This is a genomic window from Streptomyces sp. NPDC059718, assembly GCF_042733315.1.
Taxonomy (GTDB): Bacteria; Actinomycetota; Actinomycetes; order Streptomycetales; family Streptomycetaceae; genus Actinacidiphila.
This window is the reverse complement of the sequence record NZ_JBHWGA010000031.1, coordinates 69,552-93,799: the sequence shown is the minus strand read 5'-3', so window position 1 is coordinate 93,799 and position 24,248 is coordinate 69,552. Positions and strand designations below refer to the sequence as shown.

The following is a 24,248-nucleotide window of genomic DNA, read 5'->3' as shown; positions in this document are numbered from 1 at the left end:
CATGCCTCCCACCATCGACCTGGACGCATACGTCAAAGGCGTGCTGGACGGCTCCCGGGCCTGGATCGCGCGCGCCATCACCCTGGTGGAGTCGTCGCGGCCCGATCACCGGGAGCTCGCCCAGCGGCTCCTGACCGAGCTGCTGCCGCATGCGGGCAAGGCCCGCAGGATCGGCGTCAGCGGGGTGCCGGGGGTGGGCAAGTCCACCTTCATCGACGCCTTCGGCACCCTGCTCACCGGCCTCGGCCACCGGGTCGCGGTGCTCGCCGTCGACCCGTCGTCCACGCTGACCGGCGGCTCCATCCTGGGCGACAAGACCCGGATGGAGCGGCTGTCGGTGGACCGCTCGGCCTTCGTGCGGCCCTCGCCTTCGGCCGGGACGCTCGGCGGCGTGGCCAAGGCGACCCGGGAGTCCATGGTCGTGGTGGAGGCGGCCGGCTACGACGTGGTGCTCGTGGAGACCGTGGGCGTCGGCCAGTCCGAGACCGCGGTCGCGAGCATGGTCGACACCTTCCTGCTGCTCACGCTGGCCCGTACCGGCGACCAGCTCCAGGGCATCAAGAAGGGCGTGCTGGAACTCGCCGACGTCATCACCGTCAACAAGGCCGACGGCCCGCACGAGCGCGACGCCCGCGCCGCCGCGCGTGAACTGTCCGGCGCCCTGCGGATGATGACCCCGGTGGACGCCGCGTGGACCCCACCCGTGCTGACCTGCAGCGCCCGCGAGGGGACCGGCCTCGACACCCTCTGGGAGCGGCTGGAGCAGCACCGCACGCTGCTGGAGTCCACGGGCCGGCTGGCCGCCAAACGGCGCGACCAGCAGATGGAGTGGGCCTGGAGCATGGTCCGCGAGGAACTGCTGGGCCGCCTGCGCGGTCACCCCGAGGTGCGCAGGCTGACCCCGGAGATCGAACGGCAGGTCCGCGAGGGCACGCTGACGCCCACCCTGGCCGCCGCGCGCATCCTCGACGCCTTCTCGGGCTGAGCCCGCAGACCCTTGGGCTCAGGCCGCCCGTGCCTGGTCCCGGGGCACGGCGCACCGCCCCGCCGACCACAGCGCCCCGGGCATGTTGCAGTCCGGGCCGACCTGGTGGCGGTCGACGTAGGCGAACAGCCTCCGCGCCTCCGCCATGTGGCCAGGGCACGCGAACGAGCCGTGCCCGGGCAGCCATTGGATGTGCCACCGTGCGGGCTCCCCGCACGGCTGCGCCGCGCCGGTCGCGACGCGGCCGCACGGCGTCATGCCGTCGACGGGGATCGGGGTGAGCCGGGGCGTGATGGGACCGGTCATGGGGCAGGCCTCCTCTGCCGCGTGACGCGACGTGACCTGTGTGCGTGTGGGGGGATGAGCCGCTTGTGCGCACTCGATGTCGGTATGCCCCGTCGTGGCCGCCTCCGACGCATGTGTGAGGGTCAGGAGTTGGTAACCCTGCCTCCCGGGGGCGGGGGAGGCGGCCACAATGCGGGCATGGACGACCAGGGTGCGGCTCCCGTAGCGGTGTGGCGGGTGGGCGGGGCGGCTCGCGCGGCCGGCTTCCTGCTCCCGGCGGTCCTGGGCGTGAAGGCGCTCGTCGGCTGGGCCGGCTGGATCTCCTCGCCGGAAGCGGCGACGGCCCGGTCGGCCGGGCTGTCGTCGGGATTCGCCGTCGGCGCCGCGTTGTTCTTCTGGTGGTTCGTCCTCAGGGTCCGGCTCGAGGCCGGCCCGGCCGGGATCGTGGCGGTCAATCCGTGGGGCACCCATCGCCTGGGGCTGGACGAGGTGGCTTCGGTGCGGCTCGGTGCCTGGGGTGCGGAGTTCCATCACGGGGACGGCTTCAAGACCACGCCGTACGCGCTCAGCGAGTTGGCCGCGGGCACGTCGCAGGTCCGGCGTTTCGCCGAGCTGCAGGCCGTTCTGGAAGCGGGCCCCGAGGCCGGGGACTGACCGGGCTGGCCCGTCGGGAGGCCGCGGCGCGAGTGCCCTCCGGAGCGCCGGCCCGGTCCGGTGGCCGCTGCGCCGTCCGGCGTGCCGGGAGCCCCGGGGTGGGGCCGGGCCGGTCGTGCGGTGCCCGCGGGGCGCCGGGCCCTGGTGGCGGCCGGCGCCGGACTGCTGCGCTGTGGCCCCGTGGGGGAGCTGTGCCGTCGGGCCGGTCTCGGGCCCCGGGGCGGGTTGAGCCGGTGGTGCTGCGCCTGCGGGGCCGCTGCACGGCGGTGTCCGGCGCGGCGGTGGTGGCCCTTCGCGGGGGGAGACGCCTGGCTCGGCTGGGCCCGCGGGTGGAATCGGGCCGGTCCGGTCGTGCGCCCCCCGGCGGGGCGCCGGTCAGCTCGCGTAGGCGGTCGGCGGCACGCCCACGGTCGCGGTGAAGTCCCGCACCAGATGGGCCTGGTCGCTGTAGCCGAGCTCCGCGGCGAGGGCGGCCCAGTCGACGGACGCCTCGGACTCGGCGCGCTCCAGGGCCTCGTGGATGCGGTAGCGGAGGATGACCCACTTCGGGCTGACGCCGACGTACGCCGCGAACAGCCGCTGCAGCGAGCGGGCCGACATGCCCTCGGCGCGGGCGAAGTCCTCGACCCGCAGGATGGACCGGTCGTGGCGGATGCGGTCGGCCAGCGCCGCCGCGAGGGCCGCCTGCGGGTCGGGCGCGGGGGACAGCGACAGCAGGAAGGCGTCGAGGGCGGCCACGCGGGCGTCCTCGTCCTGCGGGCCGAGCACCGTGCCCGGCACGGCCTCGTGACCGGGCAGCGCCTCGTCCAGGAGGACGCGCCGGCCCGTCCAGTGCGACACCGGCACCGCGGGCGCGAACGGCCGGAAGCCGCCGGGCCGGAACTGGACGCCGCAGACGCGTCCGGCGGCCTCCAGCTTCTGTGTGAACAGCTCGAGCCCGATGCCCGCGACCTCGCCGAAGTCCGGGCTGGTGCCGTGGCGCTGGAAGACGATGTTGACCGAGGGGTGCGGCACGACGTGCGAGGCGTACGGCTCGGCGAGGTCCCAGTCGATCAGCCAGTAGTGCTCCAGGTACGGCCGCAGCGCGGGCGCGGGCGCCCGGCGCCGGAAGCGGACGCGGGCGAAGAGCTCCGGGGCGTCGACGATGCCCCGGGTGTCGCGGCGCGGGCTGTCCGGACCTGCCATACCGGCGATCCTACGGGGCGCCCTGTCGCATTTCTTCAAGCCGCCGATGCCCTGGCGGTCCTAGCCTCGGACCCATGACGACGAGAACCGGTGAACTGCTCGCGGCGGCCCGCGACCGGGCCCTGCCCCTGGTGCGTGCGCTGCCCGACGACGCCCTGGACGCGCCGACGCCCTGCGCCGAGTACGACGTGCGGAACCTGCTCAACCACCTCTTCCACGTGGTCGTCGGCTTCCAGGCCCTCGCGGCGCGTGAGGAGGCCGACTTCTCCGTCACCCCCGACCGTCTCGCCGCGTACGGCGACGGCTGGCGGGCGCGCTTCGAGGAGGAGACGGAACTGCTGGTGAGCGCCTGGGCGGTACCGGGCGCCGACGAGGGCGTGGCCGGGGCGATGAACCTGCCCGCGCGCACCGTCGGCGCCATGGCGCTGCTCGACCTGACGGTGCACCCCTGGGACCTCGCCCGTGCCACCGGGCTGCCCTACTCGCCGGACGCCGAGGGGCTGCGGGCGCTGGAGGAACTGGTGGCCGCGATGGGGCCGACCGCCCGGAAGATGGGGGTCTTCGGCGAGCCGGCACCCATGCCCGCCGGGGCCTCCGCCTTCGAGGCGCTGCTGGCGGGCACGGGCCGCGATCCGCGCTGGAGCCGCCCGGCGGCGTAGCGCCGCGCGGTGCGGAGTAGCGCGGAACACTTTTGCAACTGGTTGCATAATCGCCTCCGGGTGGTCTACAAAAGTCGCGAAGACACCGCGCGCCGCCGCCCGAGGAGACCCCGCGATGAGCCCGTACCCGCACCTGCTGAGCCCGCTCGACCTCGGCTTCACCACCCTGCCGAACCGGGTGCTCATGGGCTCGATGCACATCGGTCTCGAGGAGGCCGAGCGCGGCTTCGAGCGGATGGCCGCGTTCTACGCCGCCCGGGCCCGCGGTGGCGTCGGCCTCATCGTGACCGGCGGCATCGCCCCCAACGACCGGGGCCGCCCCTACCCGGGCGGGGCCCGGATGACCACCGAGGCCGAGGCCGCGCAGCACGCCGTCGTCACGGACGCCGTGCACCGCGCCGGCGGCCGCATCGCGATGCAGATCCTGCACTTCGGCCGGTACGCGTACCACCCCGACCTGGTCGCCCCGAGCGCGCTGCAGGCACCGATCAGCCCCTACGTCCCGCACGCCCTCACCGACGAGGAGGTCGAGGAGACCGTCGATGACTTCGTGCGGGCGGCCGCGCTCGCGCAGCGGGCGGGGTACGACGGCGTCGAGATCATGGGCTCCGAGGGCTACCTGATCAACGAGTTCATCGCCTCCGCCACCAACCACCGCGACGACCGCTGGGGCGGCTCCTACGAGAACCGGACCCGCTTCCCGCTGGAGATCGTCCGCCGCACCCGCGAGCGGGTCGGACCCGATTTCATCATCGTCTACCGGCTGTCCATGCTGGACCTGGTGCCCGGCGGGTCCACCCTGGAGGAGGTCGTCTCCCTCGCCAAGGAGATCGAGGCGGCCGGCGCGACGATCATCAACACCGGCATCGGCTGGCACGAGGCGCGCATCCCCACCATCGCCACCTCCGTCCCGCGCGGCGCGTACACCTGGGTGACGAAGAAGCTGATGGGCGCGGTCTCCGTGCCGCTGGTCACCAGCAACCGCATCAACACCCCCGAGGTGGCGGAGCGGTTGCTCGCCGAGGGCGCCGCGGACATGGTGTCGATGGCCCGCCCGATGCTCGCCGACCCGGACTTCGTCGCCAAGGCCCGCGAGGATCGCGCGGACGCCATCAACACGTGCATCGGCTGCAACCAGGCCTGCCTGGACCACACCTTCAGCGGCAAGCTCACCTCCTGCCTGGTCAACCCCCGGGCCTGCCACGAGACCGAGCTCGTCCTCCTCCCCACCCGCCTGCGCAAGAACGTCGCCGTCGTCGGAGCCGGGCCCGCCGGGCTCGCCTGCGCCGTCTCCGCGGCCGAACGCGGCCACGCCGTCACCCTCTTCGACGCCGCCGACCGGATCGGCGGACAGCTGAACGTCGCCCGCAAGGTGCCGGGCAAGGAGGAGTTCGACGAGACGCTGCGGTACTTCCGCACCCGGCTCGCGGAGGAGGACGTGCAACTGCGCCTGGGCACCCACGTCACGGCGGAGTCCCTGGCGGACCGGGGCTTCGACGAGATCGTCCTGGCCACCGGCGTCACTCCGCGCACCCCCGAGATCCCCGGCGTCGACCACCCGAGCGTGCTGAACTACCTCGACGTGCTGCGCGACGGCGCCCCGGTCGGCGAGCGGGTCGCCGTCGTCGGCGCGGGCGGCATCGGCTTCGACGTCGCCGAGTTCCTCACCGACGGCGGCGAGGGCGCGAGCCGGGACCCGGAGACCTACTTCCGCCAGTGGGGCGTCGACACCGACTACCGCGCGCCCGGCGGGCTGCGGGCGCCCGAGCGGCCGCGGCCGCGGCGCACCGTGCACCTGCTGCAGCGCAAGACCACCAAGGTCGGCGCGGGGCTGGGCAAGACCACCGGCTGGATCCACCGCACCGAGCTCAAGCACCGCGGCGTCACCATGGTCGCGGGCGCCGTCTACGAGCGCATCGACGACGAGGGCCTGCACATCACCGTGGACGGCGAGCGGCGGACCGTGCCGGTCGACACCGTCGTCCTGTGCGCCGGTCAGGAGCCGCGCCGCGACCTGTACGAGGCGCTCCGCACGGCCGGGCACTCCGTGCACCTCATCGGCGGCGCCGACGTCGCGGCCGAGCTGGACGCCAAGCGGGCCATCCGCCAGGGCACCGAAGTGGCCGCGGCGCTGTGACCCCGGCCCGTCCGTAGGATGCGGGCATGTCGCTGCCGCACGCCATCCTCACCGCCCTGCTGGAGAAGCCGTCCTCGGGCCTTGAGCTGGCACGCCGCTTCGACCGCTCGATCCGCTACTTCTGGTCCGCGACGCACCAGCAGATCTACCGCGAACTGGGCCGGCTGGAGGAGGCGGGGCTGATCCGCGCCCTGCCCGCGGCGCAGCCCGCCCGCGGCCAGCGCAAGGAGTACGAGGTGCTGCCCGCGGGCCGTGCCGAGCTCGTCGCCTGGGTGGCCGCCACCGAGGACCCCAAGCCCATCCGCGACCCGCTGCTACTGCGCCTGCGCGCGGCGGCGGTCGTCGGGACCGACGGGCTCGCGGCCGAGTTGCGCCGCCATCTGGAGCTGCACGAGCGGCAGTTGGCACAGTACGCCGAGATCGAGCGGCGCGACTTCCCGCCGGGGCGCGGCGCCGACGAGGACCGGCTGCGGCACCTGGTGCTGCGTGCGGGCATCGAGCTGGAGACCTTCTGGGCGCAGTGGCTCGGCGAGGCGGTCGCCGAGGTCGAGGAGATGGGGCGGTCCTGACCGGCCGCCGGGGTCAGTGGTCGGCGATGTCGTTGGCGGCGACGTAGCCGAAGGTCATCGCGGGGCCGATGGTCGAGCCCGCCCCGGCGTAGCTGTGGCCCATCACGGCCGCGCTCGCGTTGCCCGCGGCGTACAGGCCCCTGATGACCGTCCCGTCGGGGCGCAGCACCCGGGCGCGGGCGTCGGTGCGCATGCCGCCCTTGGTGCCGAGGTCCCCGGGGACGATCTTGAAGGCGTGGTAGGGCGGCAGCCAGAGCGGGGCCAGGCAGGAGTTCGGCAGCACCGCCGGGTCGGTGTAGTAGTGGTCGTAGGCGCTGTCCCCCCGATGGAAGTCGGGGTCGCGGCCGGTGAGCGCCTGCCCGTTGAAGCGTCCGACGGTGGCGCGCAGGGCCGCCGGCGGCACCCCGATCTCCCCGGCGAGCGCGCTCAGGGTCCAGGCCTTGCGGACGGCGCCGGAGGCGTACCAGTCCTCGGGGAAGGGCAGCGCCGGGGCGACGTCCTTGAACAGGTAGCGGTTGCGGTAGTTCTGGTCGGTGATCAGCCATGCCGGTATGTCGGGGGCGGCGGCGTTCCGGTCGTACATCACGTGGACCACGTCGCTGTAGGGCGCGGCCTCGTTCACGAAGCGCTCGCCCGCCTGGTCGACGATCAGCCCGCCGGGCAGCGTGCGTTCGGCGAGGCAGAACCACGTCCGGCCGGGCAGCGGGATGGCCGGGCCCCACCACGCGTCCTCCATCAGGTCCAGGGCGGCCCCGGCGCGCTCCCCGGCGCGGATGCCGTCGCCGGTGTTCTCCTTCGCGCCGACCGTCCACTCGGTGCCGATGGGCTGCCGCTGGTACCGCGCGCGCATGGCCGCGTCGTGCTCGAAGCCGCCGGAACCGACCACCACACCGCGCCGCGCCCTGATCAGGGCGGGGGCGCCGCCGTCGGGGGCCACGACCACCCCGGTGACCGCCCCGCCCACGACGTCCAGGTCGACCAGCGGGGTGTTCAGCCGTACGGGCACTCCCGCCCGCAGCAGTCCGGCGCGGAGCCCGCCGGCCAGCGCCTGGCCCATGGTGAGCGGCTTCTGCCCCTTGAGGGCGGCCTCGGTGCCGCGCGCGAGGCACGCGACGGAGACGGCCAGGCCCTTGGCGCTGACCGCGGCCAGGTTGAGCCACTTGTAGTCGGCACTGAAGACGACCAGTCCGTCGGGGACCGGTATGTACGGGGGGTTGAGACGGTCCAGTTCCGGGCCGAGCACGTTCCCGTCCAGCTGGTCGGGTTCGATGGAGCGGCCGTTCGGCATCCCGCCCGGCAGGTGCGGGTAGTAGTCGCTGTACCCCTCCATCCAGCGGAAACGCAGGGGGCTGTGGGCCATGACGAGGGCGATCATGGCCGGCCCGTGGGTCAGGAACGCCCGCTGCCGCTCGACGGTTACGTCGCCGCCGACGACCGCCGCGAGGTAGGAAGCGGCCTTCTCCGGGGTGTCCGGCACCCCGGCGGCCAGGAGCACCGGGTTGCACGGGATCCAGATCCCGGCCCCCGAGCGGGCCGCGGAACCGCCGAAGGTGGCGGCCTTCTCCACCACGACGCAGCTCAGCCCGCGCGCCGCGGCCGTCAGCGCCGCCGTCATCCCGGCGGCGCCCGATCCCACGACCACGACGTCGTACTCGCCGGCCACCGGGACGTCGGCACCCCGCGCGGGTGCCGCCGCGGTGAGCCCGGCGGCGAACAGCAGCCCCGCGCCGGTGCCCGCGGCAGCGTCGCGCAGCACCTGGCGGCGGGAGGGCCGCTCCGTGCGGTCGTCGGCCAAGGCGGACTCGGGCATGGCGGGCCTCCGGCACTGGAATCTGACATTGCGTCAGAAATGTGCGGCCGGTGCCCGGGGAAGTCAAGACGCGCGCGTCCGTCACCGCCTCCGTCACCGTGTGCGGCGCACGGCCAGCAGTGCCGCGTCGTCGCCGAGACCGCCGCCGCTCCAGGACCGCAGATCGGCCAGCACCCGGTCGAGCAGGTCGTCCGGGTCCTGCTCCGGCATCTCCCGCACGCGGTCGGCGAGCGGATAGAAGCGGCCCTGGCGGTCGCGGGCCTCGACCACGCCGTCGGTGAAGAACAGCAGCAGGTCGCCGCGGTGGAAGGCGACCGTCTGCGGCCGGTAGCGGTCGCCGGTCAGGGCGAGGAGCCCGAGCGGCGGCGCCGGGGTCTGCGGCGTCAGCTCGGTCACCGTGGCGGCGCGCCGCAGCAGAGGCCCGGGGTGGCCGCAGTTGACGAGCACGGCGGCGTCGTCGGACTCCGGGACGGTCAGCAGCACGGCGGTGACGAAGTCCTCGCTGCCGCCGCTGCGGGAGAGCGCGCCGTCCAGCCGGGCGGCCACCGCGTCCAGGCCCGGTTCGGAGCGGGCGGCCTCCCGGAAGACGCCGAGGACGTCGGCGGCGGTCTCCACGGCGGTCAGTCCCTTGCCGCGCACGTCGCCGAGCAGCACCCGCACCCCGTAGTCGGTCGGCACCACCTCGTACAGGTCCCCGCCGATACGGGCCTCCGCCTCCGCCGCCACGTACCGCACCGCGACGCGCAGCCGGCCGATCCGGGGCGGCGCGGGACGCAGCAGGGCGCTCTGCGCCGCCTCGGCGACCCCGCGGACCCGGGCCAGCTCCCGTTCCCGCCCGGTGATCAGGACGACGGCGCCGGTGCTGGTGAAGGTCACCGCGAGCACGGTGATCGCGGAGGCCACGTGGACCAGCGCCGGGACCCCGTGGTTCGCCGCCGCGAGCACGAAGACCAGGCCGATCGCGAGCGCCCCGGCCGCCAGCGGCCCGCGGGCGCGGCGGGAGTGCGCACCGGCGAGCACCGGAAGGGCCGCCAGCACGGGGGCCAGGGTGGTCTGCGGACCGCTGGTCAGGTCCAGGACCACGCACGCGGCGATCAGCAGGTAGGCCATGGCCAGGAAGCAGAGCGCCCCGCGGGACAGAGCGAGCGGGGCTGCCGCGGTGCGCTGGTGCGGGCCTCGGGCCATCGGTGCCGGCCCTCCTGTCGCCGTGCGGGACCCCCTGTCTCCATCTTCGCCGCAGCGGGCGGGGAACGGCGGGAATGGACGCGAGGGTCCCCGTGTTGAACCGCACGTCCGAAGAAAATGAAAACCATTATGGAAGAAGAGGGCACCGCATGGCACGCAGCGAGCAGCGCCCGGTGGTCACGCTCCGGTCGACCGCCGGTACCGGCACGACCTACGTGACCCGCAAGAACCGGCGCAACGACCCGGACCGCATGGTCCTGAGCAAGTACGACCCGGCCGTCGGCCGTCACGTGCCGTTCCGCGAGGAGCGCTGACACCGGCGCGAGGCCGACCGTCCCCCGTCCCTTCCCCAGACTGGAGCACACCGTGCAGCACACGATCCACCCCGTCTACCGTCCGGTCGTCTTCCGCGACCGCGCCGCTGACCACGCCTTCCTCACCCGCTCCACGATGACCAGCGAGAAGACCGTCGTCTGGGAGGACGGGAACACCTACCCGGTGGTCGACGTGGAGATCTCCTCCGCGAGCCACCCGTTCTACACCGGCAACGCCCGCGTCCTGGACACCGCCGGACGCGTCGAGCGGTTCGAGCGCCGGTACGGGACCGGCGCCCGCCGGAGCTGACGACCCCGGCGGCCGCGGCGCCGCTCAGGTCTTGCGGAACGTGTACGCGTCCTGGGCCGCCGCGGCCACGGCGTCCAGGTCGGCGCCCGCGGACGCGGTGACCACCGCGGCCACCGCGCCCTCGGCGAACGGCGCGTCGACCAGCCGGGTGCCGGGCGGCAGCTCGTCCTCGTCGGCGAGCAGCGTCTTCACCGTCAGGACCGCGCTGCCCAGGTCGGCGAGGACGGCGACGCCGTCGCCCTGGTCCACCGCGTGCGCGGCGGCGGCGATCTTCGCGGCGTCCGTGCCGAGTCCGCCGTCCGGCGCGCCGCCGGCGGCGGCCACCGGCACCCGGGCCCCGCCGCCGCTGAGGCCGGTCGCCATACGGGCGACCGACTCGGCGACCTCGGCGCTGTGCGACACCAGCACCACCGCGACCGTCATGACGCACCGCCCCGCGCGGTGCCGGCCAGGGCGCCCAGCAAGAGGGCCGAGGAGGTCGCCCCGGGATCCTGGTGCCCGATGCTGCGCTCCCCGAGGTAGCTCGCCCGCCCCTTGCGGGCCTGCAGCGGCACGGTCGCCAGCGCGCCCTCGTCCGCGGCGATCGCGGCCGCCGACAGCGCCTCGGCGAGCCCCGCGCCCTTGTCGAGGGCGAACGACAGCGCCTCCACGGCCGGCGCCAGCGCGTCCAGCATCGTCTTGTCCCCCTGCGCCGCGCCGCCCAGTTGCGCCACGCCGTCGACCCCTTCCCGCAGCGCCTGTGCGAACTCCTCCGGCGCGACCTGGTGGCCGTCGCCCAGGGCCTTGCCCGCCTTGCGCAGCAGCGTCCCGTACAACGGCCCCGAGGCCCCGCCGACCGTACTGATCAGCTGTCGGCCGACCAGCACCAGCACGCCGCCCGGGGTGTCCGGCGGCTCCTTCTCCACGGCGGTGCGCGCCGCGATGAAACCGCGCCGCATGTTCGCGCCGTGGTCGGCGTCGCCGATGGGGGAGTCCAGCTCCGTCAGCCGGTCCGCCTCGCGCTCGATCACCGAGGCCGCGGCGGTGAGCCAACGGCGGAGGAAAGCCGTGTCGATCACCTGGCCCGCTCCGGTGGACGATGCCTCGCTCATCTCTCCCGCTCTCCTTCTGCTCGCTCAGGCGCCCCAGCGCAGGCCCGGCGTGCTCACCGGCGCGTCCCACAGGCGCAGCAGCTCCTCGTCCACCTGGCACAGCGACACCGACGCGCCCGCCATGTCCAGCGACGTCACGTAGTTGCCGACCAGTGTGCGGGCCACCGTCACGCCGCGCGCCCCGAGCACACGGTGCACCTCGGCGTTGAACCCGTACAGCTCCAGCAGCGGCGTCCCGCCCATGCCGTTCACCAGCAGCAGCACCGGACCGGTCGGGCGGAAGTCGTCCAGGACGGCGTCGACGGCGAACTCGGCGATCTCGCCCGAGGTCATCATCGCCCGCCGCTCCCGGCCCGGCTCGCCGTGGATGCCGATGCCCAGCTCCAGTTCGCCCGCCGGGAGGTCGAAGGTGGGCGCGCCCTTGGCGGGCGTGCTGACCGCGGTCAGCGCCACGCCGAAGCTCCGCGAGAGCTCGTTGACGCGCCGCGCGACCGCCTCGACGCGCTCCAGCGGCGCCCCCTCCTCGGCCAGCGCGCCCGCGATCTTCTCCACGAAGAGCGTGGCGCCGGTGCCGCGCCGTCCCGCCGTGTAGAGGCTGTCGGTCACCGCGACGTCGTCGTTGACCAGGACCTTGGCGACCACGATCCCCTCGTCCTCGGCCAGCTCGGCGGCCATGTCGAAGTTCAGCACGTCACCGGTGTAGTTCTTCACGATGAACAGCACCCCGGCCCCGCTGTCCACCGCCGCGGCGGCCCGCACCATCTGGTCCGGGACGGGGGAGGTGAACACCTCGCCCGGGCAGGCCGCGTCGAGCATCCCGTGTCCCACGAACCCGCCGTGCAGCGGTTCGTGCCCCGACCCGCCGCCGGAGACCAGCCCGACCTTCCCCGCGACCGGCGCGTCCCGGCGCACGACCAGCCGGTTCTCCACGTCCACGGTCAGCTCGGGATGCGCGGCCGCGAACCCCCGCAGCGCGTCGGCCACGACGGTCTCCGGGACATTGATCAGCATCTTCATCGAACGGCTCCGTCCAAAGGCTGGGTCTGGCGGTGCTGCGCTGTGACATCAGCCTACGGATCAGCCGCGCCGTGGGCAGTCCTGATGACGCACGAGTCTCGTGTGCACCGTGCACCGGGCCTCAGCGACGGCCGTCCCCGCCCCCGGCGGGTCCGGAGTACCGGCGGACGAGCTGCGCCTCGGCGTCGTCGAGGTAGGACGCCAGCAGCAGTTCCGCCTTCGCGGGGTCGGCCGCCTCCAGGGCCGAGAGGATCTCCCGGTTGCCGCCCAGGAAGGGCGCGTGGAACTCGTGTGGGTCGTCCATCGCGTGGAAGGCCAGGCGCAGTTCGGCGAGCACGCCCGTCATGAGCCCGGTCAGCCGGGCGCTGCCCGCGAGGTCGACCAGCGCCTGGTGGAAGTGGATGTCGGCCGTGCCGAGCAGGCCCCACCGCTCCCCGGACGCGGCCCGCTCGCCCTCCGCCACGGCGTCCGCCGCCCCGGTCAGGTCGTACGGCGGGGCCACGAGGCCGCGGATCACGGAGCACTCGACCAGGCGCCGCACCCGGTAGATGTCGACGACGTCCCCCGTGGTCAGCACCCGGACGAAGACCCCGCGGTTGAGCTCGTGCACCAGCAGTCTCTCGTGCGTCAGCAGCCGGAAGGCCTCGCGGAGGGTGTTGCGGGAGACGCCCAGCGCCCCGGCGACGACGTCCTCGGCGAGCTTGGCGCCCGGCGGCAGGTGACCCTCGGAGATCCGGGTGCGCAGCACGGCGGCGACGCGGTCGGCGGTGCTGGAGCGTGCCAGCAGTGCGCGGTCGCCCACGAGGACCGCCGGATCCACCTCGGCTGTCATCGTCCCCCGCCCCTCTCCGCTCCGCCGCGGGCTCGCGGCGCGGGCCCAGTCAATCCGAGAGCGGGGGACAAGACAACAGGACTCTTGTGGGATCGTTCAACAAGAATCTACGGTGATCGAGCGCCGGGTACCCGTTCGCCACCGGCCCGCCGGACACCGCAGCTCGCGTCGCCCGACCGGACGCGACCCTTCCCGAGGAGCTCGCCGTACCGATGACAGACCTCGTGATCGACCTCAACGCGGACCTGGGGGAGGGCTACGGGCGGTGGGTCCTCACCGACGACGACGCCCTGCTCTCCGTCGTGACCAGCGCCAACGTCGCCTGCGGCTTCCACGCCGGGGACCCCGGCATCATGCGCCGGGTGTGCGACACCGCGGCCGGGCGCGGGGTGCGCATCGGCGCCCAGGTCTCCTACCGCGACCTGGCGGGGTTCGGCCGGCGGGCGATGGAGGTGCCCGCCGACGAACTGGCCGACGAGATCACGTACCAGATCGGCGCACTGGAGGTCTTCGCCCGCGCCGCCGGGGCCCAGGTGGCGTACGTGAAGCCGCACGGGGCCCTCTACAACAAGGTCGTCGTCGACGACGAGCAGGCCGCCGCCGTCGCCGCGGGCACCCGGCGGGCCGACCCGGCCCTGCCGGTGCTCTGCCTGCCCGGCTCGGCCATGGAGCGCGCGGCCCGGCAAGCCGGGCTGGACGTGGTGGGGGAGGCCTTCGCCGACCGCGCCTACACCGCCGCCGGCACACTCGTCCCGCGCGGCACCTCGGGCGCGCTCCTCGCCGACCCCCACGAGGTCACCCGGCAGGCGGTCGCCCTCGCCCGCGACGGCGTCACCACCGCCCTGACCGGCGAGCGGGTGACCGTACGGGCGCGGTCGCTGTGCCTGCACGGCGACTCCCCGGACGCGGTGGGCACGGCCCTGCGGGTGCGGGCCGCGCTCGAGGACGCGGGCGTGCGGCTGGAGGCGTTCGCATGAGGGTCCTTGACGTCGGGGAGGACGCGCTCCTGATCGAGCTCGCCACCGCCGAGGAGGCGCATTCCTGGCACGCCGAGCTCCTGCGCCGCCGTGGCGAGGGCAGCCTCGGGCCGGTGCGCGAGATCGTCCCCGGCGAGCGGACCGTGCTGCTGTACGGGGTGCCGGACGCCGCCGCGCTCCGCGCCGAGCTGCGCGGCTGGTCCGTCACGGCCCGGGCCGCCGGGAGCGGACCGCTCGTGGAGATCCCCGTGCGCTACGACGGGCCCGACCTGGCGGTGGTGGCCGAGCGGTGGGGCGTCGCGGAGGAGGACGTGGCCGGGCTGCACAGCGGTGCCGAACACCGCGTCGCCTTCTGCGGGTTCGCCCCGGGCTTCGCCTACATGACCGGTCTCGGCGCACGGTACGGCGTGCCGCGCCGGGGTGAGCCGCGCACCTCGGTGCCCGCCGGCTCGGTGGCCGTCGCCGGCCCCTACACCGGGATCTACCCGAGGAGTTCACCGGGCGGCTGGCAGCTGATCGGCACCACCTCCGTGCGCCTGTGGGACCTGGAACGCGAACCCGCCGCGCTGCTCGCGCCCGGCACCCGCGTGCGCTTCGTCCCCGTGCCCGCCGGGGCCGGCGCATGAGCGGGGGCGAGCTGCGGGTCGTCAGGGCCGGCGCGCTGACCACCGTCCAGGACCTCGGGCGGTACGGCCACGCCGCCCTCGGCGTCGCCCGCTCCGGGGCCCTGGACCGGCCGGCGCACCGGCTGGCCAACCGCCTGGTGGGCAACGCCGACGGCGCCGCGACCCTGGAGACCACGCTGACCGGGGTGACCGTGCGGGTCACCCGCCCTGCCGTCGTCGCGGTCACCGGAGCCCCGGCACCGGTCCTGCTCGACGGCCGTCCCGCCCCCTGGGGCACCCCCGTGCGGCTGCCGGCCGGGGCGGTGCTCGAGGTCGGGCCCGCCACGCGGGGCGTGCGCAGCTACCTCGCGGTCGGGGGCGGTCTGGCCGTGCCCGCGGTGCTCGGCAGCCGCTCCACCGACCTGCTGTCCGGGCTCGGGCCCGCCCCGCTCGGGGACGGTGACGTCCTGCCGCTGGGCCCGGGGCCGGGGCTGCCCGTCCACGCCGACCTGGCCCCGCACGCCGGTCCGCCGCGGGAGCTCGTGCTGCCGCTGCGGCTCGGGCCGCGCGACGACTGGTTCACGGCCGCGGCCGTCCGGACCCTCGCGGCCGGCCGCTTCCGGGTGTCGGACCGCAGCAACCGCATCGGGCTGCGCACCACGGGGCCGGTGCTGGAGCGCGCCGTCCACCGGGAGCTGCCCAGCGAGGGCATGGTCGTGGGCGCCGTCCAAGTGCCGCCCGACGGCAGGCCGGTGGTCTTCCTCGCCGATTCACCCACCACCGGCGGCTACCCGGTCGTCGGCGTCGTCCCCGAGCGCGGCCTGGCCGCGGCCGCGCAGGCCGTCCCGGGGCTGCCGGTGCGCTTCGTGCCCCAACGCTGAGGCCGGTCACGGCCCTTCCGGATTTCTGTAACGCGTTCTACTCTTGCGCCGTCGTCGCTCAGGGACGCGACCGGACCTCTGGAGGGGCCGTGCACCTGGACCACACCCCGGAGCAGCAGCGGCTGCGCGCCGAACTCAGGTCGTACTTCGCCGGACTGGTGCCCGACAACGCCTACGCCCGCCACTTCGACCGGGCCGCGGCCAAGCGCTTCTACCGCGACACCGTCCGCCGGCTCGGCGGCGACGGCTGGCTCGGCGTCGGCTGGCCCGAGGAGTACGGCGGCCGCGGCATGACCCCCATGGAGCAGTTCATCTTCTTCGACGAGGCCGCCCAGGCGGGCGTCCCGCTGCCGCTGATGGCGCTCAACACCGTCGGCCCCACGATCATGCAGTTCGGCACCGAGGAGCAGAAGGCCCACTTCCTGCCGCGCATCCTCGCCGGCGAGATCGACTTCGCCATCGGCTACTCCGAACCGGACGCCGGCACCGACCTGGCCGCGCTGCGCACCCGCGCCGTACGGGACGGCGACGCGTACGTCATCAACGGCCAGAAGATCTGGACCACCAACGGCGACACCGCCGACTGGGTCTGGCTCGCCGTGCGCACCGACCCCGGCGCCCCGCCCCACAAGGGCATCTCGATCCTCCTGGTGCCGACCACGGATCCCGGCTACTCCTGCACGATCATCAACACCCTCGCCTCCCACGACACCACCGCGAGCTACTACGAGGACGTCCGCGTCCCCGTGGACCGCCGCGTCGGCGAGGAGAACCAGGGCTGGCGGCTGATCACCACCCAGCTCAACCACGAGCGCGTCACCCTCGCCGCCCACGGCACGATGGCGATCCGCGCCTTCCACGACGTACGCCGCTGGGCCGCCGACACCAAGCTGGCCGACGGCCGCCGCGTCATCGACCTCGCCTGGGTCCGCGGCCGCCTCGCCCGCACCCACGCCCGCCTGGACGCCATGAAGCTGCTCAACTGGCAGATGGTCGACGCCCTCCAGCGCGGCACCCTCACCCCGCACGACGCCTCCGCCGTCAAGGTCTACGGCTCCGAGGCCCGTCGCGACGCGTACGCCTGGCTGATGGAGGTCACCGCCGCCCTCGGCCCCATGAAGGAGGGCTCCGCGGGCGCCCTCCTCCACGGCGAGCTGGAACGCGGCTACCGCAGCGCCGTCATCTTCACCTTCGGCGGCGGCAACAACGAGATCCAGCGCGAGATCATCTCCTGGATCGGGCTGGGCATGCCGCGCGTACGGAGGTGAGGCGGCCGGGAGCCGGCCCGGCCGCCGCCGGTCCTACGTCCATCGGCACAGGCGCAGCCGGACCTCCGCTCGATGCCCGGCCGCCCGGCGTCTGCCTACGGTGCGGTGCATGGAGATCCCCGAGCAGTACAAGTACGCCGTCATCCCGCACGCGTTGGTCGAAGGGGCCGCCGAGGCGATCGCGTTCTACGCCGCCGCGTTCGGAGCGACGGAGTCCTTCCGTCTCGAAGGCGACGACGGGCGGATCGTGCACGCCGAGATCAGGATCCACAGCTCCACCCTCATGCTCGGCGACGCCGAGGCCCCGGCGTCGCCCCCGACCGCCTCGGCCGGGCCGTCCGTCGTCCTGCACGTCTACGTGCCGGACGTGGACGCCCTCACCCACCGGGCCGTGGCCGCCGGAGCCGAACTGCTCACGGCCCCGGCCGACATGCCCTACGGCGCGCGCCAGTCGATGCTCCGGGACCCCTTCGGCCACGTCTGGATCTTCCTGACGCCGCTGTCCGGATGACCTCAGAAGTGGGTGGCGATGCCGAAGGCCTCGCGGAGCCGGAGCATGTCGTGGCGGTCCCGGTCGGTCGGCTCGTACCCCTGGTGGAAGTACACCTGCTGCTCGGCCGACAGGCACGGGACGACGGTCCGTTCGACCTCGCCGGTGACGAAGCACGCGGCCGGGTAGACGAAGGGCCGCCCCGGCTCCGGCGACGCCTGCCGCGCGCTCCCGTCGGCGGCGAAGGACAGGGGGTGCAGGTCGATCTCACGGCCCCTGCCGTCGGTGACGACGAAGCGCACCGGCCGCCAGTCGAGGGTCTGGGTGAAGCCGGCCGCGGCCAGCGCCGCGACCGCGGTGTCCTCCTGCTCGTGGCGGTGCATGAGGTCCAGGTCCCGGTGGTCGCGGGTCTGCCCGCGCAGCAGGGCGTCGACGCCCCAGCCGCCGCCCACCCAGACCTCCACGCCGGCCCTCCGCAGCAGGTGCAGGATCTCCACCACGTCCGGCCCGGTCATCATCCCCGCATCCCCCTCGCCCGGTTCGAAGCCCCAGGGTGCCACCCCGGAACGGATCACGGGGCCGGGAACCGCGGAGTATGCTGGGAGCAGCGGTGGTCCCTGGTGACCGCCGCGCGGCGGTGGGGCCCGCCGTACCCGAACCGCGGTGAGGATGCCGCCAACGGTCCCTACTTGTGACGGAACGCGCCCGCAGCAGAGCGCCTCACGAGTAGGAGACGCATGACCTCACCAGCCCCCTTCTCCCCGATGACCGAGCCCGTGTCCCCCGATGCCGAGCCGCAGGCGCCCCTGCCGCGATCCGCGCGGATACGGGAACAGGCGCCGTTCGTCGGCGTGGTCGCGGTCGGCGGAGCGCTGGGAGCGTGCGCGCGCTACGGCGCGGGCCTGCTGTGGCCCGGTGCGCCGGGCGGTTTCCCGTGGACCACCTTCGGTGTCAACGCGCTCGGCTGCGCCGTGATCGGCGTGTTCATGGTGGTCATCACCGAGATGTGGTCCGTCCACCGGCTCGTGCGCCCGTTCTTCGGCACCGGCGTGCTCGGGGGCTTCACCACCTTCTCCACCTACGCCGTCGACATCCACGGCCTGGTCCAGGGCGGTCACGCCGGAGCCGGGCTGGCCTACCTCGCCGCCACACCGCTGATCGCCCTGGCCGCGGTGTGGGGCGCGGCGCACACGGCCCGTCGCCTGATCGTTCGGAGGCAGACATGACACGGCTGCACGGCACCGCGATGCGGTTGACGATCCTGATCGGCGACAACGACACCTGGCACCACAAGCCGCTGTGCTCCGAGATCACCCGCCGCGCCCACGACGCCGGCCTGGCCGGCGCCAGCGTCTTCCACGGCGTGGAGGGCTTCGGCGCCTCCTCGCTGATCCACACCAGCAGGCTGCTCTCGCTGAGCGACAACCTGCCGGTGGCCGTCGTCATCGTCGACCACGAGGAGCGCGTCCGCGCGTTCCTGCCGCAGCTCGACGAGCTGGTCACCGAAGGGCTGGTCACCCTCGACGAGGTCGAGGTCATCCGCTACGTGGGACGGGGGAACCACGGGTGAACTGGGTGCTCGTCATCGCCGGGGCCGTGGTCGGGGCACCGCTGCGGTACCTCACGGACCGCGCCGTGCAGGCCCGGCACGACACCGTGTTCCCGTGGGGCACGTTCACGGTCAACGTCGTCGGCTGCCTCGTCCTGGGGCTGGTGGCCGGCGGGGTCACCTACGGGGCCGCCTCCCATTCGGTCCAGCTCCTGGTCGGCACCGGTTTCTGCGGGGCGCTGACCACCTACTCGACCTTCTCGTACGAGACCCTGCGGCTGGCGGAGACCGGGGCGCGGTTCTTCGCCGTCGCGAACGTCGTCGCCAGCGTGGTCGCCGGGATCGGCGCGGCCTTCACCGGGGCCGCCGTGGCCCAGGCGATCTGGGCCTGAACCGCGCCCGGCACCGGAGCCCGCCGAACAGGACGTTCCCGGCGACCCACCTAAAATGAGAGGAGTCCACACTCCGGCCCGTCGCCCGGAGCGGACGCGGGTGTGTTCCCCGCCGACAGGCGCCGCGAGGCGTGCGCCGCGTGCCGGGCGACGGGGCACCCACCGCGGGAGGGCACCATGTCCCTGGCTCAGCGTTCCGGCACCCGGATCCAAACGGCGGGCCACGCCCAGACCCCACCGGCCGACATACGCGACTCGCTGTTCACGGCACCCCTGCTGCTGATCGGCGGATGGCTGTTCGCCGCCGGATGGGCGCTGGCGTATCCCGACACGCCCATCGGCAACAACGTGCGGATCGTCGACCTGGTCTTCTCGACCATCATCCTGCTCAACGCGATCGCACGCGCGGCCCGGACCCGGGGCCCCGGCAGCGACGTCATCACCATCGTGTGCGGTGCCTGCCTGGTCGCCTCGCCGTTCGTCTTCGGCTACTTCGACGACCCGGGGGCCGGTCTCGCGCCCCTCAACCAGATCGTGACGGGCGTGGGCCTGATCGTCCTCGGCGCGGTCAGCCTGGCCCTGATCGAGCGACGGCGCTCCCACCCGCCGGGTGACGCCGCGGCCGCCTGACGCGCCATCGCGGGAGGGCCGCGCGGGCAGACCCGGCGCCCCGCGCGGCCCTATGCTCGGCGCTGCGGGCACCAGGCCGGAGGCCGCCGCCCCGGTCGCGGGTGGGGCCGGCCGTGGTCGCACGGCGACAGGAGGCTGCGATGCGCGACGCCGACCCCGGGCTCTTCGGGCCCGCCTCGGTCACCTGGCAGATGCACGGCGACCCCATGATGTGGATCGCCGGCGTACGGGCGCTGTACCTGCAGGCACTGCACCCGCGCGCGGTGCGCGGCGTCACGCAGAACTCGGACTTCCGCCGGGACGCGTGGGGCCGCCTGCTGCGCACCGCGGACTTCGTCGGCACGATCACCTACGGCACCACGCTGCAGGCCGAGCGGGCCGGGGCCAAGGTGCGCGGCATCCACCGCCGGCTGTCCGCGACGGACCCGGACAGCGGCGAGCGCTTCCCCGTCGACGATCCCGGACTGCTGCTGTGGGTGCACTGCGCGGAGATCGACTCCTACCTGGAGGTCGCGCGGCGCTCCGGCTTCCCCCTGTCCGACGCCCAGGCCGACGCCTACGTCGCCGAACAGCGCGAGGCCGCCCGGCTGGTGGGCCTGGACCCGGCGGAGGTCCCCGGCGACACCGGGTCGCTCGCCGCCTACTTCGAGAAGGTGCGGCCCGAGCTCGCCGTCACCCCCGAGGCCCTGGAGGTCTTCGCCTTCCTGCAGGGGCCGCCCGTGCCCTGGGCGCTGCTGCCCCTGCGGTTCGCCGTGTGGGGCCGGGCCACCGCACTGGCCTACGCCGCGCTGCCGCCCTTCGCCCACGAGCTGTACGGGCGGCCCGCCCCGGCCGTCCCCGTCACCGGGCGGCGGCTGCGCGGCACGGGCCTGCTGCTGCGTACGGTCCCCTCCTACGTGCGCTGGCAACTGCCCCCCGGGCACATCCTCAAGGCGGTCGGACGCCTCGGCCCCGGCACGCACCCGTCCACCCACCGGCTGCGCGAACAGGCGCGTTCCCGGGGATAACGGCGGGTCCCCAAGCGTGCCCCCCGCGGCCATACTGGGTGCGGGGAGAGGCGGACGACCGGGGGCGGCGCACACCATGACGGCAGGCCGGTACGACGGGGGAACACTGCTGCGCGACCGCTACCGGCTGCGGGAGCGGATCGGGCGCGGCGGCATGGGCGAGGTCTGGAAGGCGCTGGACGAGTCGCTGGGCCGGGAGGTCGCGGTCAAGTGCCTGAAACCGACGAGCCCTTCACTGGACCCGTCCGTGCACCGGGTGCTGCGGGAGCGGTTCCGCCGCGAGGCACGGGTCGCGGCGGCGCTCCAGCACCGCGGCGTCACCGTCGTCCACGACTTCGGCGAGAGCGAGGGCGTGCTCTTCCTCGTCATGGAGCTGCTCGAGGGCCGCAACCTGCGGCAGTTGCTCGGTGACAACGAGGGCCGTCCGCTGCCCGTCCCCGACGTCACCGACATCGCCGTGCAGATCGCCGCGGCCCTGGCCTACACCCACGCCCGGGGCATCGTGCACCGCGACCTGAAGCCGGCGAACGTCATGCGGCTCGCCGACGGCGACGTGAAGATCTGCGACTTCGGCATCGCCCGCCTCGGCCACGACATCGGCTTCACCTCGCGGCTGACCGGCACGGGGGTCGCCATGGGCACCCCGCACTACATGTCGCCGGAGCAGATCGGCGGCGAGGACGGGATCGACCACCGCAGCGACCTCTACTCGCTCGGCTGCGTCCTCTACGAGATCGCCACCGGCGCCCCGCCCTTCGATCTCGACGACACCTGGGCCGTCCTCGTCGGCCACCGCGACACCCCGCCCCGGCCGCCGCGCGAGCACCGGCCCGACCTGCCCGGGGAATTGGAGCAGCTCGTCCTCGACCTGCTCGCCAAGAACCCGGAGGACCGCCCGCAGAGCGCCGCCGACGTGGCCGGCCGGCTCAAGACGCTCCGGAACGGAGGGCACGGAGGGCACGGCGGGCACGGCGGCACCCGTCCCGAGCACGGGCTGCCCTCCTGGGCGCGCCGGCTGGAACTGCGGTCGGGGGCGCCCGGCATGCACGGCGCCGGGGCCCTGGCCAGTCGGCACACCGCGGCCGTCGGACTCGCCCGGCTGGGCCGCTGGTCCGAGGCCGAACGGTCGCACCGTGCCGTCGCCGAGGAGCGCGAGCGGCTGCTCGGCGCCACCCATCCCGACACGCTCACCAGCCGCTACGAACTCGCCCTGTGCCTCAGCCGCGGCGGCCGCCACGCCGAGGCGCTGCGCGCGTACGAGGAGGTGGCCGCGGCCCGGGCGCAGGCCCTGGGCGCGGATCACCCCGCCGCGCTCGCCGCCCGACAGGAGGCCGCCTACGCCCTCGGGCGGCTCGGCCGCCACGAGGAGGCCCGTCAGGGGTACACCGCGGTGCTCGCCGCCCGCGAACGGCGGCAGGGCACCGACCATCCCGACACCCTGCACTGCCGGCACAACCTCGCCGTCACGCTCGGGCTGCTCGGCCGCACGCAGGAGGCGTACGCGTTGGCGGCGCAGGTCGCGGACTCCCGCACCCGCGTCCTGGGGCCGGCCCACGCCGACACGCTCACCACCCGCAGCGAGGTCGGCCATCTGCTCGGGCTGCTCGACCGCTGGCCGGAGGCCCGCGCCACCTACGCCCACGTCGCCGCGACCCGGGCGGGACTGCTGGGGGCCGACCACCCCGACACCCTGGCCACCCGCCACGAACTGGGCATCTGCCTGGGCCGGATGGGCCTCGGCGCCGAGGCCCACGAGCTCTACAACGACCTCGTCGCCCTCCGCACCCGTGTGTCGGGCCCCGCCCACCCCGACACCCTCCGCGCCCGGCACGGCCTCGGGGTCAACCTCGGCCGTCTCGGCCGCTGGCGCGACGCCCTCGCCGAGGCCCGCGACGTCGCGGCGGTCCGCACCCGCGTGCTCGGCGGGGACCACCCCGACACGCTCGTCAGCCGCCGCGAGATCGCCGTCGCCCTGGGCTGGCTGGGGGACTGGCGCGAGGCCCTGGCCCTCCACGAGGCCGTGGCGGACGCCCGCGAGCGGACCCTCGGCCCGGAGCACCCCGACACGGTGGCCAGCCGCGAGGACCGGGCCCGCTGCCGCGAACAGCTGGGCCTGCCCGGCTGACCGGACGACCTGCCGGCGCGGTGGGCGCCGTGGTGGGAGTCGTGCCTGTCGAGGCGGCCTCGGCGGTGGCTGCCGCATTGCTTCCGCGGAAGCGGCCGCGGGAATGGGGTTCCCCGAGTGCCGGGCTGCCGTTCCGCCCGCGCTGGTCGGGGTCGCAGGCGCGCCGAGCATCAGGTCGCGGCGTCCGGTCGCGGCGTCGGGCCGCGGATTCCGGGGCGTCCGGGCGAGAGCCGACCTGCGGGCTTCCGGGGGAGGGGCCCGCCGGCCGTGTTCCGGGCGCGCCCGCGACGAGGCTGCGGCGGTGAGCGCCTGCGGTGGAGTTCGTCCCGGCCGCCGCGGCCTCGGCGGTGGCTGCCGCACCACTTCGGTTCCGGGTTCAGGGGCGGCCGGTCAGGCGGGACTGCGCTGCCTTGCGGAAGGCCGCCACGAGGCGGTTGCCGTCACCGGCGCGGGTCGCCACGGCGACGTGGCTCGGCTCGACGCCTTCGAGGGGGATCGCGGTGAGGTCGGGGCGCAGGCCGCCGCGGACGCCCGCCGAGATGGTCACGGCCTGCCCGGCGGCGACCACCTCGAACTTGTCCTCGACGGCGTCGATGAGGGGACCGTCCGGCGCCGGGCTGCCGTCGGGGCGGGGGTCGATCCGCCAGAACGCGCTCCACGACGGGTCCGACTGCCGTACCCGGGGCAGGGGTTCGCCGGCGATGTCGTCGAGCGTGACGGACTCCTTGCCGGCGAGGCGGTGGTCCAGCGGCACCACCAGCACCCGGGGTTCGTCGTACAGCACGCTCACGTGCAGTCCGTCGGTGGGGAACGGCAGCCGTGTGACCAGCGCGTCCACCCGGTGGTCCAGCAGTGCCGCGCGGGCCTCGTTCCAGGGCACGTGCTGGGTGCGCACGTCGGCGTCGGGATGCCGGTGGCGCAGCTCCCGCACCGCGGGGGTGACGATGAGGCCCGCGGTGTAGCCCACGGTGATCCGGCTGGGCCGGGCGGCGGCGCGGGTCTCGGCCGCGGCGCTCGCGGCGGAGCGCAGCAGCGCCCTGGCGCGGGGCAGGAAGACCTCCCCGGCCTCGGTGAGGACGGTGCCCCGCGGGGTGCGGTCCAGCAGGCGTGCGCCGAGTTGCTGCTCGAGGCGGCGGACCTGCCGGCTCAGGGACGGCTGGGTGACGTGGAGCGCCTCGGCGGCCCGGCCGAAGTGAAGGTGCTCGGCGACGGCCGTGAAGTAGCGCACGAGCCGCAGGTCGAGGTCCGGCGGCGCGGAGGAGGACTCGGACATGACGCCAGCCTAGTCCGC

General features: G+C 74.7%; 28 protein-coding genes. 18 read left to right on the top strand and 10 right to left on the bottom strand.

Annotated features, from left to right (window positions below; translation table 11 throughout):
* Window position 1 precedes the first annotated feature (1 nt).
* Window positions 2-985: a methylmalonyl Co-A mutase-associated GTPase MeaB gene (meaB, locus tag ACFV3E_RS30515; protein WP_499510646.1), complete on the top strand. Its 984-nt coding sequence runs from the start codon at window positions 2-4 to the stop codon at window positions 983-985.
* An 18-nt stretch (window positions 986-1,003) separates the two neighbouring features.
* Here the strand turns inward: meaB and ACFV3E_RS30510 are convergent, their stop codons facing one another.
* The gene (locus ACFV3E_RS30510; protein WP_500370699.1) at window positions 1,004-1,291 is read right to left on the bottom strand and encodes a hypothetical protein; all 288 of its coding nucleotides are present in this window, start codon (window positions 1,289-1,291) and stop codon (window positions 1,004-1,006) included.
* Window positions 1,292-1,468: 177 nt separating this feature from the next.
* On the opposite strand from ACFV3E_RS30510, the gene ACFV3E_RS30505 reads away from it, so the two are divergent.
* Complete coding sequence (locus ACFV3E_RS30505) at window positions 1,469-1,924, top strand: PH domain-containing protein (protein ID WP_500537595.1); 456 nt, start codon at window positions 1,469-1,471, stop codon at window positions 1,922-1,924.
* 375 nt (window positions 1,925-2,299) lie between these two features.
* Here ACFV3E_RS30505 and ACFV3E_RS30500 read toward each other — a convergent pair whose 3' ends face one another.
* A complete protein-coding gene (locus tag ACFV3E_RS30500; RefSeq protein WP_500537594.1) occupies window positions 2,300-3,109 on the bottom strand; it encodes a DUF6597 domain-containing transcriptional factor in 810 nt (269 codons plus the stop codon).
* Between the two features lie 74 nt (window positions 3,110-3,183).
* Here ACFV3E_RS30500 and ACFV3E_RS30495 point away from each other — a divergent pair, with 74 nt between their 5' ends.
* The 3 genes from ACFV3E_RS30495 (at window position 3,184) to ACFV3E_RS30485 (ending at window position 6,474) form a co-directional block, all read left to right on the top strand.
* The gene (locus ACFV3E_RS30495) at window positions 3,184-3,768 is read left to right on the top strand and encodes a TIGR03086 family metal-binding protein (RefSeq protein WP_500537593.1); all 585 of its coding nucleotides are present in this window, start codon (window positions 3,184-3,186) and stop codon (window positions 3,766-3,768) included.
* 115 nt (window positions 3,769-3,883) lie between these two features.
* The gene (locus ACFV3E_RS30490; RefSeq protein ID WP_500537592.1) at window positions 3,884-5,905 is read left to right on the top strand and encodes an FAD-dependent oxidoreductase; all 2,022 of its coding nucleotides are present in this window, start codon (window positions 3,884-3,886) and stop codon (window positions 5,903-5,905) included.
* Window positions 5,906-5,931: 26 nt separating this feature from the next.
* Window positions 5,932-6,474, top strand: coding sequence for a PadR family transcriptional regulator (locus ACFV3E_RS30485; RefSeq protein ID WP_500537591.1), 543 nt, complete (start codon window positions 5,932-5,934; stop codon window positions 6,472-6,474).
* A 13-nt stretch (window positions 6,475-6,487) separates the two neighbouring features.
* Here the strand turns inward: ACFV3E_RS30485 and kstD are convergent, their stop codons facing one another.
* Both kstD and ACFV3E_RS30475 read right to left on the bottom strand, forming a co-directional pair.
* Complete coding sequence (kstD, locus tag ACFV3E_RS30480; protein ID WP_500537590.1) at window positions 6,488-8,284, bottom strand: 3-oxosteroid 1-dehydrogenase; 1,797 nt, start codon at window positions 8,282-8,284, stop codon at window positions 6,488-6,490.
* Between the two features lie 93 nt (window positions 8,285-8,377).
* Window positions 8,378-9,469, bottom strand: a complete 1,092-nt coding sequence (locus ACFV3E_RS30475) for a PP2C family protein-serine/threonine phosphatase (RefSeq protein WP_500537589.1) — start codon at window positions 9,467-9,469, stop codon at window positions 8,378-8,380.
* Window positions 9,470-9,618: 149 nt separating this feature from the next.
* Between ACFV3E_RS30475 and rpmG the strand changes: the two genes are divergently transcribed.
* Both rpmG and ACFV3E_RS30465 read left to right on the top strand, forming a co-directional pair.
* Window positions 9,619-9,783, top strand: coding sequence for a 50S ribosomal protein L33 (rpmG, locus tag ACFV3E_RS30470; RefSeq protein ID WP_499510637.1), 165 nt, complete (start codon window positions 9,619-9,621; stop codon window positions 9,781-9,783).
* A gap of 52 nt (window positions 9,784-9,835) precedes the next feature.
* Window positions 9,836-10,093 (top strand): type B 50S ribosomal protein L31, encoded by a 258-nt coding sequence (locus ACFV3E_RS30465; RefSeq protein WP_500537588.1) that lies wholly within the window; start codon window positions 9,836-9,838, stop codon window positions 10,091-10,093.
* Between the two features lie 24 nt (window positions 10,094-10,117).
* On the opposite strand, the gene ACFV3E_RS30460 is transcribed toward ACFV3E_RS30465, so the two are convergent.
* The 4 genes from ACFV3E_RS30460 to ACFV3E_RS30445 all read right to left on the bottom strand — a co-directional run bounded on the left by ACFV3E_RS30460 (window position 10,118) and on the right by ACFV3E_RS30445 (window position 13,033).
* Window positions 10,118-10,516, bottom strand: coding sequence for a PTS sugar transporter subunit IIA domain-containing protein (locus tag ACFV3E_RS30460; RefSeq protein ID WP_500324292.1), 399 nt, complete (start codon window positions 10,514-10,516; stop codon window positions 10,118-10,120).
* Window positions 10,513-11,184, bottom strand: a complete 672-nt coding sequence (gene dhaL / locus ACFV3E_RS30455) for a dihydroxyacetone kinase subunit DhaL (protein WP_500537587.1) — start codon at window positions 11,182-11,184, stop codon at window positions 10,513-10,515. The genes ACFV3E_RS30460 and dhaL overlap by 4 nt, the downstream gene beginning before the upstream one ends.
* 24 nt (window positions 11,185-11,208) lie before the next feature.
* Entirely contained in the window at window positions 11,209-12,201 is a 993-nt protein-coding gene (gene dhaK, locus ACFV3E_RS30450; RefSeq protein ID WP_500370712.1) for a dihydroxyacetone kinase subunit DhaK, read from the bottom strand.
* Window positions 12,202-12,322: 121 nt separating this feature from the next.
* Window positions 12,323-13,033: a GntR family transcriptional regulator gene (locus ACFV3E_RS30445; protein WP_500537586.1), complete on the bottom strand. Its 711-nt coding sequence runs from the start codon at window positions 13,031-13,033 to the stop codon at window positions 12,323-12,325.
* 212 nt (window positions 13,034-13,245) lie between these two features.
* Here ACFV3E_RS30445 and ACFV3E_RS30440 point away from each other — a divergent pair, with 212 nt between their 5' ends.
* The 5 genes from ACFV3E_RS30440 (at window position 13,246) to ACFV3E_RS30420 (ending at window position 17,275) form a co-directional block, all read left to right on the top strand.
* Complete coding sequence (locus ACFV3E_RS30440) at window positions 13,246-14,010, top strand: LamB/YcsF family protein (protein WP_500537585.1); 765 nt, start codon at window positions 13,246-13,248, stop codon at window positions 14,008-14,010.
* Entirely contained in the window at window positions 14,007-14,636 is a 630-nt protein-coding gene (locus ACFV3E_RS30435; protein ID WP_500537584.1) for a 5-oxoprolinase subunit B family protein, read from the top strand. Before ACFV3E_RS30440 ends, ACFV3E_RS30435 begins: the two co-directional genes overlap by 4 nt.
* The gene (locus ACFV3E_RS30430; protein ID WP_500537583.1) at window positions 14,633-15,496 is read left to right on the top strand and encodes a 5-oxoprolinase subunit C family protein; all 864 of its coding nucleotides are present in this window, start codon (window positions 14,633-14,635) and stop codon (window positions 15,494-15,496) included. The genes ACFV3E_RS30435 and ACFV3E_RS30430 overlap by 4 nt, the downstream gene beginning before the upstream one ends.
* A gap of 89 nt (window positions 15,497-15,585) precedes the next feature.
* Entirely contained in the window at window positions 15,586-16,764 is a 1,179-nt protein-coding gene (locus tag ACFV3E_RS30425) for an acyl-CoA dehydrogenase family protein (RefSeq protein ID WP_500537582.1), read from the top strand.
* Window positions 16,765-16,873: 109 nt separating this feature from the next.
* Complete coding sequence (locus tag ACFV3E_RS30420) at window positions 16,874-17,275, top strand: VOC family protein (RefSeq protein WP_500537581.1); 402 nt, start codon at window positions 16,874-16,876, stop codon at window positions 17,273-17,275.
* 2 nt (window positions 17,276-17,277) lie between these two features.
* Here the strand turns inward: ACFV3E_RS30420 and ACFV3E_RS30415 are convergent, their stop codons facing one another.
* Window positions 17,278-17,772 carry a nucleotidyltransferase domain-containing protein gene (locus ACFV3E_RS30415; RefSeq protein ID WP_500537580.1) on the bottom strand — a complete coding sequence of 165 codons (495 nt, stop codon included), beginning with the start codon at window positions 17,770-17,772 and terminating at the stop codon, window positions 17,278-17,280.
* A gap of 219 nt (window positions 17,773-17,991) precedes the next feature.
* Between ACFV3E_RS30415 and ACFV3E_RS30410 the strand changes: the two genes are divergently transcribed.
* The 6 genes from ACFV3E_RS30410 to ACFV3E_RS30385 all read left to right on the top strand — a co-directional run bounded on the left by ACFV3E_RS30410 (window position 17,992) and on the right by ACFV3E_RS30385 (window position 22,957).
* Window positions 17,992-18,480: a fluoride efflux transporter FluC gene (locus tag ACFV3E_RS30410; protein ID WP_500537579.1), complete on the top strand. Its 489-nt coding sequence runs from the start codon at window positions 17,992-17,994 to the stop codon at window positions 18,478-18,480.
* Window positions 18,477-18,824 (top strand): DUF190 domain-containing protein, encoded by a 348-nt coding sequence (locus ACFV3E_RS30405; protein WP_499510625.1) that lies wholly within the window; start codon window positions 18,477-18,479, stop codon window positions 18,822-18,824. The genes ACFV3E_RS30410 and ACFV3E_RS30405 overlap by 4 nt, the downstream gene beginning before the upstream one ends.
* Window positions 18,821-19,195: a fluoride efflux transporter CrcB gene (crcB, locus tag ACFV3E_RS30400; RefSeq protein WP_500324281.1), complete on the top strand. Its 375-nt coding sequence runs from the start codon at window positions 18,821-18,823 to the stop codon at window positions 19,193-19,195. The genes ACFV3E_RS30405 and crcB overlap by 4 nt, the downstream gene beginning before the upstream one ends.
* 177 nt (window positions 19,196-19,372) lie before the next feature.
* Window positions 19,373-19,825, top strand: coding sequence for an SPW repeat domain-containing protein (locus ACFV3E_RS30395; protein ID WP_500537578.1), 453 nt, complete (start codon window positions 19,373-19,375; stop codon window positions 19,823-19,825).
* Between the two features lie 140 nt (window positions 19,826-19,965).
* Window positions 19,966-20,832, top strand: a complete 867-nt coding sequence (locus ACFV3E_RS30390; protein WP_500370722.1) for an oxygenase MpaB family protein — start codon at window positions 19,966-19,968, stop codon at window positions 20,830-20,832.
* 76 nt (window positions 20,833-20,908) lie between these two features.
* Complete coding sequence (locus tag ACFV3E_RS30385; RefSeq protein ID WP_500537577.1) at window positions 20,909-22,957, top strand: serine/threonine-protein kinase; 2,049 nt, start codon at window positions 20,909-20,911, stop codon at window positions 22,955-22,957.
* A gap of 376 nt (window positions 22,958-23,333) precedes the next feature.
* Here the strand turns inward: ACFV3E_RS30385 and ACFV3E_RS30380 are convergent, their stop codons facing one another.
* Window positions 23,334-24,230 carry a LysR family transcriptional regulator gene (locus ACFV3E_RS30380; RefSeq protein ID WP_500537576.1) on the bottom strand — a complete coding sequence of 299 codons (897 nt, stop codon included), beginning with the start codon at window positions 24,228-24,230 and terminating at the stop codon, window positions 23,334-23,336.
* Window positions 24,231-24,248: the final 18 nt, after the last annotated feature.